A 13,358-nucleotide genomic window follows, 5' to 3' on the forward strand; every position below is an offset into this window, starting at 1 on the left:
CAACATTGTGGTTTCCTTTGATGGTTTGGTTTGCACCTCCATCAAAACGGACAACCATCATCTCCATCAAGAGATGTGCCGTCCCCATTTCAGCTTGCTGAGAAGGGGGCGGTGTCAGATCACATCGAGACTAATTCAGATCAGTGCCGGACTTGCGCAAACTGCGATGAGGCTGGCGATTTTTGTCTCTTTGCAATCGGTAACCATCGTCATTTCATGCCACCTTCATCATCTTGCGCATGACCGGATCAGATCTTCTTGTCGCAAAACGCTGCCCAATCAGTCGCAACATCTGCAAACCGCTGCGCAGGATGGCGCGACCAGAGACCTTTGAACCTGCGACCTCGTGCCATTCGGCAAGGGGCACCTCGTAAAAGCAATGCGACGGTTGCGCCGTCTTCGCGGCGATGCGCGTGAACAACTCGACATCGAACAACCAGCCAGCGGTGAAAGGCTGCGCAAGTGCTGCGTACAAAGCTGGCGTGTTACGGAATAGTTTTGCACCGCACTGCGTATCGCCAATTGGCAGACCTGTTGCCAGTCGCGCAAGCCCTGCGCAAATGCGCGATACAGCGCGGCGCGATACGGTTCTGTTGATGCGATGTCCAAGCAATTGTCGGCGGGCCCCGTAAGCAACCGTCACATTGGTGTAGCGGTTCAGAACGACTTCAAAATCTGCGATGGCATCAAGAGGCGTGGCCAAGTCCGCATCCCAATACCCAACCAAAGCGGCACCGATGCGACAGGCGTGCTGCAAACCCGCGCGCACAGCCTCTGCCTTGCCAGAATTCTGGCGCAGGTTCACCACATCAATCTGGCGTGGGTTGGCCAGTTGCAGGTTCAGAAGAATGCGCAATGTCGCATCGGTGCTGCCATCGTTGACGAAGACGAAAGACAGGTTGGGGTTGGCGCCCAATGTCTTGAGGAAAACGTCTTCGTTCAAGCGTTCTGCTTCGTTGTAACAAGGGACAACAATCATCGTCTTTGGCGCATCTGGTGTGACCGGATGGGCGTTGGCAAGATCGGCTTCGTTCAGGTTCATCATTGTCATAGCAGCACTCATTATTTCGATATGCTCGGTATGACTGATGGGCTTGGGGCGCGTCTCGGCACCCAAAGAATAGGTCGTGTTTACATAAGATTAGCGGCAAATTCGAAAGGCTACCCATGCGCTCTTTCGAGAAATCTGGCCGCGCAAATGGAAAGCGGCGCGCCTCGAATGAGACGCGCCGCTATGCCTTTGGATAGGTGCGATACTAGACCACCAATTGCTCGCTTTCAGTAGACGGCGACTGCCGTGTTAGATTTGAACTTTGGGCAATCTTGTCCACATGAAAATCAACGACTTTCGTGAACGGAAAGTCCATTGAAGCAGCCCGATTGTCATCAGCGATGGCTTGTGATCCCGTGATATCTGAAAGGGCCTTTTGCATCTGTCGAGCCATGTCGCCTGCGTCAAGTGCTGCGTAGTTGACGCCGCTGATGCCTTCATCTTCGCAGACATCCACAAAGTCGCCAATGCGCGGGAAAACCGGGACTGCCCCATAACTTGCCGTTTGATGCAAAACCCCGGAACTGCCGGTTGTCGCGCTGTAATCAAAGACACTTAGCAGCGCATCACCGAAGAAATCTGGAATGGCATGCTCTGCGACATATCCCGCAAATTCCACTCCAGCATCGTCTGCCCGGTCTTGCGCAAGCGCTTCAAGATAGCCCGGTGTGTTCGGGTGATCGGATCCACCGATGACCAGTTTTAGGTCCGCGTTTCCCGGTGTTTTGCGCAAGGCATCAAACGCCCCGAGCAGCGTTTCAAGCCGCTTATATGTGCCGAACTTGCCCATCGTCACGATCCGGCGAGGCCGGTCTTTCAAGGGCCGCACGTCGCTGACTTTAGTGTCAAAGGTGCCATGTGGGACCAGATGAACCGACGCGCGCGGATGCTTTGCTTGCAGGCTTTCGGAGTAGCTGCGCAGCGTGACGGTCAGGTAATTAGCCGAAATCAGCGCGCGTTCAATCATCCGTCCTCCAAGCCGAACGATCGCTTGCCGCAGGCGTTGCCCCTTCAGGACCGTTTGTTCCAGATCCACGCCATTCACAATATTATGTGCAATGACACCGCTTGGCGTTCCAGCCAAACGTGCAGCAACAGGGCCTAAGAGACCAAGTGCGGCGGTGACCTCCCGGTCTCCGAATGTGGCCATTTGCAGGTTCCATATTGCACCGTCTGCTTTGGTCTGTCGCAAAGCGCGGATCAGTTTTGGCAGCGTTGATAACTTGTTGAACGACCAGCAGCGCTTGACCGTGATCTTTGGGCCAAGATCCAGTTCAGGCAGGTCGCTGGGCAAAGTGTCTGCAATCACTGTCACTTCGGCAACGTCGTCGCGTGCGGCAAGACCGATCGCCAAGTGAAGACCGTATTCATTCAGACTTTGTTTGCCGGATGGGAATGCAGAAACGAGGGCGATGCGAAGGGGGCGTGTCATATTCTATCCTAAAGTGTGGGGCTTTGGACGAAACTTAAGCGTTTTCGCACCTCAGAAGTGGCGACACTTCGCATAGCGAGGAACTCCATTGGGCCAGCCGGATATACCAATGGATAGTGTGCGTTACTGGGCGAGAAGCCGATCAAAGGATTGACGGACCACTTGCGCCGCAGGCTTTTCCACGCCCTCTGGCGTGAACACCCCAAAGCGTTCTTGCAGATTTTGCACCCAGAGAGAGCCGCCAACAGCCGACGCATCGACAGCCGGGAAATCATAGAGCGTCCACACAAAAATCCCGTCAGCCGCGGCAAGCGCATCCATGCGCTTGCCTAAGTCGTCGGCCTGCCCTTCTGGCGATCCAGGATATCCAAGGCTGATTTCATAAGAAGACACGCCGATTTCCGTGATCATGACAGGGCGGTCCGTTGCCGATTGAACTGCAGCCAAGCGCGCCGCAGCCGTGCCGATCTCACCGTAATCGTGATAGGTAACCAAATCCAACATATCCTCAAGCGCGAGCGCTGCATCAGATGAAGACCATCCAATCGTTAGCGGCAGATCAGGGGCCTCCATCCGCACAAGCGTGACCATCGTCTGAAGCCAGGCAAGTATTTCGGGACGTCCATGCGCTGCAAAGTCCAAGTCTGGCTCATTCTTAATGTCCACCATGACGACGGCAGGTGACGCAGCAAGAACCGGGAGAACAGCCCGAAGTGTCGCTAAGTCTTGCCCCCAGCCCGCCGGATCAAAGGAATACTTGAGATCAAACAGTGTTGGGACGACCTGCAAGCCAGCCTCTTCGGCAAGGAACAAAAATGTCGTTAGTCGGTTCAATGCATCTTCCTGCGTGTCCGAATCTGCAAAATATTCCGTGGTTAGAAAGAACCGCACCGTCGTCGCGCCAAGGTCGCTGATCCGCGCAAAGTCTTGGGCGATGATGTTTTCGTCGAAGGCCGGCCAGAACTTTTGCCAAGGGGTGGCCACAGGGTAGTAGTTGATCCCCGCCATCGGCGCGCCATCCCATCCAATGGGCGACACGTCTATTTCCTTGGCCGCATAGCGCTCATGGGAATAGACGCGCCACCCATTTGTTTCATTCATCAACGTGGATTTGGCTTGATCCTTGACCAATTCGAAATAGGCCAAGTCATCTCCTGTCACCAAATAGCGCGCCACAAGCATCTCAACATCGGCCTGAAAGACAGACCCATCCAGATGATAAAACTGCGGCCGCGCGCTCTGTGCCAAAACAACCATCTGCCCGCCAAGGCGCGCGTCTTTCACTGAACGTTCCGCGCGGTCCTGCGCCACACCACTGAAACTGTCGCTCAGGATGCTTGCGTCCCCTGTGTCCTGGGCCAAAGTCAGGGCGTACCAAGCTTCGGTCATAGCCTGACCAATCATGCCCGCATCACCGGGGGTGAAAGGGCGCACCAACGGGGTTTGCGGATCTTGCCATGTGACGTGATCGGGCCGCTCGCTAAGAGCATCTAGCGCGTCGGCGATGTATTGATGGGTCACTGTCCTTGCGCTGGCCTTTGTCAAAGCTGCAGAGGCACCCCACAGGATGCCACCAATGCAAAAGCAAAAGAGCGCAACACATGCCAAAACCCGTGTCATTCCGCGCCCCTCACCGTCATGTTTTCGGGCTGCGGAGCCACATCAACGTAGCGTTCCACAGAGTTCGCACCAACTTGCACGGCTACATGAAAGGGTGCGCCATCAGGGGCCCGCGACAGCAGGAAGGACACATAGCCATCAAGCACCCAACCTGCGACGGTTTGCCGGGTGCGATCACGCGCGATGACGTCCACCGCGACAGACGTTCCGTCTGGCACAAGGTAGCCCGCGTCGGTTTCCATCGGGCCAATGCGAAGATGGACGGCATTGATCGATGGCTCTGCCCAGATCGCGAAGGCTCCAGCATCCGTCAACACCATATCTTGGATCGCAAAGCGCAAGCCCTCAGCACGCGTCCCGGCCAATGCAACGCTTCCAGAAACATCGCCCGAAAGGTCGCGGGTCAACAGATTGCTTTGCGCAGCGCCATCGCGCACGACTGTGGGCAAAAGCGTCGTCAGGCCGTTCCCATCTTCCAGAATAGTCACAAGGCCAACGCCATCGTCGACGATGTTGCCATAACTGTCACGCAGCACGTCAGTCGAGAATTGCGCAAAGGTTTCTGGTAGAACTCTCTTGTAGGCCGTTGCAAACGTGGGCTGCACGGTCGCCAGATGCGCTGTCACCCGGTAGTCCGCGCGGCTGGATTGTACACCGCCCACATTTGCGCCCGCAAGGAAGACACCAGAGCGCGGCGGTGGCGTGAAAAGCAGGTCAGCAATGCCATCTTGTGTTGTGACATTGGCCGTCTCGCCTGTCCCCAACACCAAGGTGGTTGGCGCGCCATCCACCATATTCCCAAAGATATCCAAACCAATCGCAACCGCGTGGCCAGGCTCAATCCCAGCAACAATACTTTTCGGACCAACAAAAAAGATCGCCGCATCCACCGCCTGTGGCTCTTGCGTGACCGCTTTTCCAGACGAGGTCGTGCGCAACCCGGCCCAATTCGCACGGTCTTCAAGACTGGCGGTTGGCAGGACACCAAAGGCGTCGGTCGTGACCTCTTGAGCAGCAGCGCTGCCAGCTAGAAGGGTGAATGCAAGGAGAAGTCGGATCATATCATTATTCCAGCGGGTCATGGGTCATGGTTGAAACATGCAAGCGGATGGCGGTGTATCCGGCGACATGATCCAACGGGATTGTCCCGACCCGGTGAGATGGCAGCACCGTATCAGCCTGCTGCGTACTGCCGTTGACAATGATCGTGTCGGGGTTGACCTCTGCCACGACCTGCAATGCGTCGCGCGCCGGAAAGGTCATGCGGAGCGCAGCACTTTGGCCGGGATACATGTTGGTTTCAACAAAACCTGCTTGCGACCAGATCGGCAGGCCAGCGTCATCATAAAGAACAGCAACCACCCGCACGATGGTCGCGCTTTCGACGCCGTTATTGACGGCTGTGGCGCTCAAGATTGGCCCATCGCCCGTGTCTTGGATTCGCAGACCGTTTAACGAAATACCCCTGTAAAGATCTGTCCCAGCGACCAATGCGCGGCCTTCGACGAGGGCTTGGGTGGGCGCAGCATCCAGCGTTGGTGGGATCCACATGGTCGGGTCGAACTGGCCTGCAGTTTCGGCATCTTGCAATGACAGCACGTCATCAAAATCAATCCGGTAACCGCTTGTCTCCGCTGGCAAAAGTCTTTGGGCGTTCACGACCCCGGCGGCTTGCCGAGTTGCGGTCGCGTCCATTTCAGCAAACAGGCTGACGTAGGCCGGATCATTGTCCGCGTTGGTGACATCGCCCACGATGGAATAGCGCCCATCCTGCGCAATCAACCGGGCACGACCAAGCGCGATCCGGGGGCGATCAAGCCGGTCGCGGTGCAAATCTGTTTCTGATCTAGGCTGGCGTCGGCCAACAACGTTCCACACGACCGATGTATCGCGTTGCAGACGCACAGGCGTCTGGGTCGCGGGAAGCGTCGTCGGCGCAATGAACCATGCCCCATCGCGCGCGACGGTGCGCACTGGGACAACCTCGGTTTGAATGTTCAGCGCCGTGAGCCAGTCAAGTTCGACCTCCCAGTCCAGAATAGCAGGCGTTTCGTCCTTCAGGGTCACGCGTGTGTCTGTCAGCTTGCCATAGGATGCAATCAGCCCCCCGCGCCAGCGCCAGCCAAACATGACATCTTCGAAAGGCGGACGGGTTCCGGGGTCTATCATTGCGTAAGCTTCTTCAAAGCGCCGGAAATCGAGGTGGTCGAAATATGTAGCGATGACATCTTCTGGCGCGGGCGTTTTCGAAAGCTCTTTATTTAGCGCAAACGCGAACCACGTCCCCAAGGCTAGCGTTGCTGCCGCCAGCCCAATCACGACGGCCCGCACAGCATTGGGACGGGCGAACGAATGTTGGGATGCGACCAGTGGGCGTAGCTCCATTTGATGCGCACCAAAACCGCGCCCAGTGGCTGTCATCACAAAGATCAAGGCAGCCAACCCCAAGGCCAAAGGCGGCACGGTTCCCCACATGAGTTGCTGCCCTGCAGGCAAGCTCCGCCTTGGTTGCAGCACGGGGAGCGGGGCGACGTCGGGGCGTTCCCAGACGGTCACACCGTTTGACAGCTTGTTCAGCCGGGTCCAGCCGCTGAAATGCAGGATCGGGTCATAAAAAGCGTCATTCGCAAAGACGAATTTGAGGTGGTAGCGATCTGCATTCTCAAGGAACTGCTGCAAAGACCCCAAACCGGGCACACCCAGATACTTCGCATTCTCCAACCGCTCGACCGAAAAGCGGGTCATGTCAGGCAGTCTGCGCGCCGAATGATAATTCCCATCCACCGACTGCGCCGTGGTTTGCGCGGCCAAATAGGCGAACTGGTCGCCAAATCCCAAGGTCAAATAGCGCCACCGATCATGTTCATCTTCCCTTAGGAACTTTGCGATCGGTGCGGGATCAATGAACCGGGGTTGGGTTGGCTGAATGACCGGGAGGATTGTGATGAACACCGCCACCGCCGTCATTGAGGCGAATATGCCGCCAACGATCAACCGGTGCACGCCTTTGCCAAACGCTGCCTTTAGGCTCTCACCCGACCGCCCATGCAGCAGCCCATCAATCAAGTGCCCGACGAACGGCAGGATAAGGATCGTCGCCCAGAACGTGAAACGGTCGAGTGTCAGGATATCAAACGCTCCGCCCAAAATGGCGCGGGGGATTGGCGTAGTGCCGCCTGTGCCAAGGACAAAGCAAATCAGAACCATCGCGCCCAACGGCCAGAGCCGCGTGGTCAGCGTTTTGTAAAGCACGAAGGGCAAGAACAGGATCGTGACGCCCCAAGGCAGGACGAAGAACGCGAAGCCCAGATCAGGTCGTTCGATAAAGCTCTCGCGACTGCCGTGTGGGATCGGGACTTGGGTAATTGGATCACTAATAGACCACACCCAATAGGGGTAAACCGTGACGACAATCGCGAGGATCATGAAGATGGCAAGCAGAATGCCACGCATGAATGGAAGAACATAGCGACGCGACCGCGCAAAATAGCCCACGCCAATCGGGGCCACTTCCGCCACGCTGCGCAGAGCTTGCAGGGCCAGAGGTATGATGAACAGAACGCTACCAAAGATCGTCGTGACATGGTGCGCCGCTGTTGTTGCTGCCGCAAAAATGACAGCGGCGATGAAATTCAGGAAGCGCCCATAGACAATCCAGCGGTAAACAAAAGGCAACCCATTCAGAAAGATGCCAAGCGAGCAGATCGTCGGCAGCTGTCCAAAAAGATGGATAGTCTCAGAGATTGAAGACGCCAGTGTCGCAGCGATTGCCGCGTAACCCGCAGCGCGCGGCATGACCCAAAGAAGCGAGAACCGATAAACGCCGATGATCAGCAGGAACAACCCCACCATTTGCACCACGACGAAAGACGCCCGCAGCGGCAGAAAGTGCATCAGCCCCGCAATCGACATATGGGTGCCGGGGGGATAGCTGGTCGTCGAAAAACCAGTGTACCAACGCGGCTCCCACGTATCGAACCAGCTGCGGTGGTAGCTGTCGCCAAAGAACATATGAATGTAGGCGTCGTAGGTATTGCCGTGGGTAAAAGGCAAAAGACCGCCGTGAAACAACAAGGCCCCGGCAAGTGCGACAAGTAATAGGCGCAGACCTTCGGGCGCTTGCTGATCTTGGTCTGAGGGTGTGATCGGGCGTGTCATGTGACCAAAGCCCCGGCGTTCAGACCAGATTCCGCTCTTTGGCGATCATCGCAGCATGGGTGCGGTTACGTGCTTCAAGTTTGCGGCTGAGTGTTTTCACATGCAGCTTGATCGTGACCTCTTGCAGGTCCAGATCACGGGCGATTTCCTTATTGGACTTGCCTTCGCAAACACCCTGCAAGACGGCCGTTTCCCGCTCGGTCAGGTTGCCAACTGTTTTCTCCTGCGCCTGCTGCATGAATTCAAACGGTGCATAGACCTCGCCCATAGCCATGAATTTCACCGCACTGACCATGGATTTGGATCCCAGCGTCTTGGGCACAAAGCCCATTGCACCTGCTTCAATCGCCGCCTGAGCGATTGAGGGGGACGCAGTGCCCGATAAAATAGCGACGGGGACAGTGCCGACCGCGTCTTTCATGCGCTTCAGGCCGGTCAAACCCTTCATGCCGGGCATATCGTAGTCAAGCAGGACAAGATCGAACACGTATTCCCCTGCCACAATTTTCAACGCGTCATCCAACGTGGCGGCCGTATCAACGGCGGTAATACCGTCCGAACCAGTCAAAAACGAAGCAATCGTTTCGCGGACTAGGTCATGATCGTCGGCAACAAGTATTCGCATTCATATCTCCGGTTCCGGTTTCGGCCACTACCGCAAGGAGTATTCGCGCAAAACGGCAACTATTAGTCAAAAATGAAACCCTTTGTGTCAGGGTTTCGTTAATACTTTCTCAAAGAAACCTAACAACCGCTCAACAGCTCTGCGGAGTAGTCACTGTCGCATTCGACCATTGCGACTATCCTTTCGTATAGGGGAAATATGCGAATGCACCCACACTTCAAAGAAAGTGCATGTTAGGACACTCTTAAGAAAATGAAGTACAGCTTTGAAAAGGGCCTCTTATGATCGCGAACCCAATGCCAATCCTTAACGGATTTCTGCTCAGCTGCGGTATCACTCTGACGGCGCAAAGCGCTCTTGCCGAGACATTGCTGACCGTCACCCACAACGAGACTGTCATCACATACGATCTTGCGGATCTTGAAGCGATGGATGCGGTGACAATCGAGACAGAGACAATTTGGACCGAAGGAACGCAATCGTTCACTGGCGTTGCTTTGGCACAGGTTGTTGCTGATCTGGACGTCACCGAGGGAGTCCTCCTTGCCTCGGCAATTAATGACTACACCGTCGAAATCCCTCTGACTGACGCCGTCGAAGGCGGACCCATTATCGCTTACTTTAATAACGGCGCGCCGATGTCGGTGCGCGATAAGGGCCCACTTTGGATCGTCTATCCTTATGACAGTGACCCAAAATATCAGGCAGAAACCATCTATTCTCGCAGTATTTGGCAACTCAATCGCATTGAAACGCGCGACTGATGCCACCCGACGGTCCTGATAAGAAACCTATTCGCGACAAGACCGCCACTCACGGGATGCGTCGAACCAGTTGGTTCGGCGCATTTCTGGCGTTTTGTGTGTTCGCAGCATGTGCAATTGGGATTTACTACCTTAGTGCAGATGCGCGGCGGGAAATAAATGCGTTAGCCACGGCAAATGCGGACAGCACGCAATGGGCGCTGGCCCAATCCGAGGTCGAGCTTCTTGCGCTGCTGAGCGAGACACGACGGGTCGACGCAACGCAGAACGAACAAGTCACGAACGTTCGTCAGCGTTTTGACGTCTTCTATTCGCGCATCAAAACGATGCGGGAAAGTTCCGTACTTTCTGCGCTTCGGGACGATGGATCGACAGGCGCTGAATTGGCGCAAACGGGCGACGTTCTGGACAGCATGATCCCAACGATTGATGGACCAAATGACGCGTTAATTGCAGCGCTCCCCTCCATTGCCACACAATTGGAAGATCTGCGGCCTTCAATTCGCGAGGTGTCGCTACGCGGCGTGACCCATTTTTCACGCATCGCTGACGAACAACGCGCGCGGGTCACCGATGCTTTGCTGCGTTTGGGGCTCCTGACTTTCTTGTTAGTCGCAGCGCTTTCAGTTGCCGTCCTTGCCCTGATCAAATCGTATCGGTCTGCCACACAAGACGGCCGCGAACGGGCCGCTGCGCAAAAACGCCTGGCAGTCATCGTGTCAACCTCCCTGGATGCAATTATCGTTGTCGATCTTGAGGGGCGGGTCATTGAATTCAATGAGGCCGCAGAGAAAATCTTTGGCTACACGCGGGCTGAGATTTTGAACCAAAAAATGTCTGATAAGATTGTCCCGGACAAATACCACGCGGCACATGAAACCGGGATGAACAGATACATCGAAACGCGCGAAAAGCGGGTGGTCGGGCAAGGACGCGTGCAACTTGAGGCGAAACACAAAACTGGGCGTGTCTTTCCGGTCGAACTGTCCATTTCAAGTGCCGAAGGTCCCGATGGCGAAATCTTCATCTCATACCTGCGCGACATTTCTGCCCACGTGGCCAAGCAAGAAGAACTGGTCAAAGCCCGTGATGAGGCCGTCGCAGGCGAACGGGCGAAGGCCGATCTTGTCGCGGTCATGAGCCACGAAATGCGCACCCCCCTGAACGGGATCGTTGGCGCGCTTGAGCTGTTGAAAACAACGGATTTGGACAAGACCCAATCGAACATGACCGACGTCATGGGCACCTCTGCCGGTATGTTGCTGCAACATGTCAACGACGTGCTTGATATGTCGCGCCTCGAAGCGGGTGCCGCCGAGACGATCAAGCGGCCTTTTGACCCAGTGGCTGTTACAAGCGAGCTGCTGGACAGCCTTAAGATGTCCGCCAAGGACCGGGGCAATGTGCTTGAATTGAAAGCCCTTAGCCTAGACTTCAATCTTGTTCTGGGCGATCCAGGGAAACTGCGCCAAATCCTGATGAACCTAATTGGCAACGCGATCAAGTTTACCAAGCATGGGACGATCACCGTCGAAATTGAGCGGCATACAGGCGAAAGCGAATGGGAACTGCGGGTCATCGATGAAGGGCTTGGCATCTCAGATGCTGATCAGGAAAAGATATTTGAAGACTTCGTCACGCTCGATCCATCCTATACCCGCGCACAGGAAGGCACTGGGCTGGGCCTTGCCATTGTCCGTCGTCTCGTTGCGCATCTAGGCGGAGAGATTGGGGTTGAAAGCGCGATAGGAGAGGGATCCGTCTTTTGGGTCAAGTTGCCGACGAACGTCATCGCAGACGCAAATATATCCGGGAAAATCGATCCAACATCTTCCAATCACTCTGACAAGGATCAGCCATCCAAGCCCCTTTCCGTATTACTTGTCGAGGACAACGCCATCAACCGAGTTGTGGCAAAGGAAATGCTGGCAAGGCTCGGACACAGCTGCATCGAGGCCCACAATGGCCTAGAAGCTGTGGAGTTGGCGAAAATACGGCTATTTGATGCGATCCTGATGGATATCAGCATGCCCGACCTCGACGGGGTCGCGGCAACCAAGCAAATCAAAGCAGGGGGCGGTGCAAACGCGGAGACCCCGATTTTTGCCGTCACCGCCCATGCGATGCCCGCGGATGTCGAACGGTTTACGGCTGCAGGCATGCAAGATGTTCTCGTCAAGCCGATTGGTCTGGAGCGTCTGAAAGCGCTCTTGAACGGTCAAAATGCTAGCAGTTTGGGTAACGACGATGAGATACCACTTTGGGACATCACAATCGTAAGCGAGGCTATCGACGCCGTAGGCGTTGAAGAACATGAGAAATTGCTGACAGCGTTTGTTGCCGAAATGGATGAAGCATGTGAGTCGTCATTGTTTTCAAGTGAAATAAGCGACCCACAGCAGGTAAAGGCAGGGGTGCACAAACTCGCCGGATCTGCGTCAATTCTAGGTGCTACGAAACTGAGGCATCTACTCAGTGATATTGAAATGAAAGTATCTGAAAATGATCTCGCTGCAGCGACAAGGTTGATGGCAAGTGTCGCCTCTGTTTGGGAAAAGACACTTGCTGGGCTTCGTGGCATTGAGCTCTAAAGCGGTTTGTATCGGCGATCGGACAAACACCTCGTTTTGGTGCCTTTTCGCCAAGTGACTGACCACCTGCATTTGCCACTTGATAGCAAAGCAATGTCCGCTCTGCTGGCACTTGATCTGGAATTTCGCACCCGCAGCGAAGGTCTTCTTTCCGCCGGCCCTGCCGATCGCGAGCTAGCCACCCGGCTGCTCAAGCTCCAGCCAGTAACGTGTGTAGCGGCGTTCGCCAGTACGCGTCAGGGCTCCGATTTCGACAAGTTCTTGCAGGTCCCTGGTCGCGGTTGCTCGCGAGGTGCCGGAGATCGAAATATAGTTGTCCGCACTCAGGCCACCTTCGAACCCGTCAGGCCCTTCCCGGAACATCCGCTCGATCACCTTGGCCTGCCTTTCATTCAACGCATCTCGATACCGGTCATAGAAATGCGCCTTGGCAATGAAGAAGCCCACACGGTCGAGGGTGACTTGCTGCGCTTCCAGAGCGGCCTCTGCAAACCATAGCAGCCAAGGCGTGACATCCAGCGTCTTCTGGTGGCGCTCAAGCTGATCGTAGTAGGCCGTCCGTTTTCGCTCGATGGTGAAGGCCAGCGCGATCAGGCTCGGTTGCCCAATGTTCTGAGCCAGGGACTTTTCGGCCAGGGCCCGGCCCAAGCGACCATTCCCGTCCTCAAACGGGTGAATGCTTTCAAAGTAAAGATGACTCAGGCCCGCGCGCGTCAATGCTGGCAAAGGCGCTTTGGCAACCTGCCCTGTCCGGTTGAACCAGTCGACGTACCGGTCCATCTCATCCGGAACCTGCGTAGATGGCGGGGCCTCAAAATGTATGACCGGGCGATCAACACGACCCGAGACGATCTGCATGGCGTCTTCATGCCGACGATAGGACCCGATGGCCTCCAGCCGTTTGTCGAAAGACAGGAGCATTTCGTGCCACCGAAACAGCGTGCCATGCCCAAGCGGCTCCGCAAAGGTCGAGTAGACGTCGACCATCATCTCGGCCACGCCCTGTTCTCGAGGCTTGTTTGGGTAGCTGTCGGGTTCTAATCCGAGATGTCTGCGCAGCGAGGATTGCACACTGCGCCGGTCCAGCATCTCGCCTTCAATGGCGCTGGTTTTCATG

9 protein-coding genes are annotated in these 13,358 nt (G+C 55.8%); 2 read left to right on the plus strand and 7 right to left on the minus strand.

Going from position 1 to position 13,358, the window contains the following annotated elements; translation table 11 throughout:
* Nucleotides 1–214: 214 nt before the first annotated feature.
* The 6 genes from ACFWW2_RS17645 to ACFWW2_RS17670 all read right to left on the minus strand — a co-directional run bounded on the left by ACFWW2_RS17645 (nucleotide 215) and on the right by ACFWW2_RS17670 (nucleotide 8,886).
* Nucleotides 215–1,051, minus strand: coding sequence for a glycosyltransferase (locus tag ACFWW2_RS17645; protein ID WP_393930146.1), 837 nt, complete (start codon nucleotides 1,049–1,051; stop codon nucleotides 215–217).
* 205 nt (nucleotides 1,052–1,256) lie between these two features.
* Complete coding sequence (locus ACFWW2_RS17650) at nucleotides 1,257–2,483, minus strand: glycosyltransferase (RefSeq protein WP_393930149.1); 1,227 nt, start codon at nucleotides 2,481–2,483, stop codon at nucleotides 1,257–1,259.
* A gap of 123 nt (nucleotides 2,484–2,606) precedes the next feature.
* Nucleotides 2,607–4,103, minus strand: a complete 1,497-nt coding sequence (locus ACFWW2_RS17655; RefSeq protein ID WP_393930152.1) for a hypothetical protein — start codon at nucleotides 4,101–4,103, stop codon at nucleotides 2,607–2,609.
* Nucleotides 4,100–5,164, minus strand: coding sequence for a hypothetical protein (locus ACFWW2_RS17660; RefSeq protein ID WP_393930155.1), 1,065 nt, complete (start codon nucleotides 5,162–5,164; stop codon nucleotides 4,100–4,102). Before ACFWW2_RS17660 ends, ACFWW2_RS17655 begins: the two co-directional genes overlap by 4 nt.
* Before the next feature lie 4 nt (nucleotides 5,165–5,168).
* Nucleotides 5,169–8,261, minus strand: a complete 3,093-nt coding sequence (locus ACFWW2_RS17665) for a hypothetical protein (protein ID WP_393930158.1) — start codon at nucleotides 8,259–8,261, stop codon at nucleotides 5,169–5,171.
* Between the two features lie 19 nt (nucleotides 8,262–8,280).
* The gene (locus ACFWW2_RS17670; protein ID WP_393930160.1) at nucleotides 8,281–8,886 is read right to left on the minus strand and encodes a response regulator transcription factor; all 606 of its coding nucleotides are present in this window, start codon (nucleotides 8,884–8,886) and stop codon (nucleotides 8,281–8,283) included.
* Between the two features lie 368 nt (nucleotides 8,887–9,254).
* On the opposite strand from ACFWW2_RS17670, the gene ACFWW2_RS17675 reads away from it, so the two are divergent.
* Nucleotides 9,255–9,650: a molybdopterin-dependent oxidoreductase gene (locus tag ACFWW2_RS17675; RefSeq protein ID WP_393930163.1), complete on the plus strand. Its 396-nt coding sequence runs from the start codon at nucleotides 9,255–9,257 to the stop codon at nucleotides 9,648–9,650.
* A complete protein-coding gene (locus ACFWW2_RS17680; protein WP_393930166.1) occupies nucleotides 9,650–12,241 on the plus strand; it encodes an ATP-binding protein in 2,592 nt (863 codons plus the stop codon). Before ACFWW2_RS17675 ends, ACFWW2_RS17680 begins: the two co-directional genes overlap by 1 nt.
* Nucleotides 12,242–12,415: 174 nt before the next feature.
* On the opposite strand, the gene ACFWW2_RS17685 is transcribed toward ACFWW2_RS17680, so the two are convergent.
* Nucleotides 12,416–13,357, minus strand: coding sequence for a Fic family protein (locus ACFWW2_RS17685; protein ID WP_393930169.1), 942 nt, complete (start codon nucleotides 13,355–13,357; stop codon nucleotides 12,416–12,418).
* Between the last annotated feature and the right edge of the window lies 1 nt (nucleotide 13,358).

Origin of the sequence: Yoonia sp. R2-816, from assembly GCF_046762905.1 — a bacterium.
Classification (GTDB): domain Bacteria; phylum Pseudomonadota; class Alphaproteobacteria; order Rhodobacterales; family Rhodobacteraceae; genus Yoonia.

What these genes read in the sequence shown, in the direction of transcription:
- ACFWW2_RS17680 (WP_393930166.1), top strand. Translation starts at nt 9,650, where the DNA reads ATGCCACCCGACGGTCCTGATAAGAAACCTATTCGCGACAAGACCGCC.
- ACFWW2_RS17655 (WP_393930152.1), bottom strand. Translation starts at nt 4,103, where the DNA reads ATGACACGGGTTTTGGCATGTGTTGCGCTCTTTTGCTTTTGCATTGGT.
- ACFWW2_RS17645 (WP_393930146.1), bottom strand. Translation starts at nt 1,051, where the DNA reads ATGACAATGATGAACCTGAACGAAGCCGATCTTGCCAACGCCCATCCG.
- ACFWW2_RS17670 (WP_393930160.1), bottom strand. Translation starts at nt 8,886, where the DNA reads ATGCGAATACTTGTTGCCGACGATCATGACCTAGTCCGCGAAACGATT.
- ACFWW2_RS17685 (WP_393930169.1), bottom strand. Translation starts at nt 13,357, where the DNA reads ATGAAAACCAGCGCCATTGAAGGCGAGATGCTGGACCGGCGCAGTGTG.
- ACFWW2_RS17650 (WP_393930149.1), bottom strand. Translation starts at nt 2,483, where the DNA reads ATGACACGCCCCCTTCGCATCGCCCTCGTTTCTGCATTCCCATCCGGC.
- ACFWW2_RS17665 (WP_393930158.1), bottom strand. Translation starts at nt 8,261, where the DNA reads ATGACACGCCCGATCACACCCTCAGACCAAGATCAGCAAGCGCCCGAA.
- ACFWW2_RS17660 (WP_393930155.1), bottom strand. Translation starts at nt 5,164, where the DNA reads ATGATCCGACTTCTCCTTGCATTCACCCTTCTAGCTGGCAGCGCTGCT.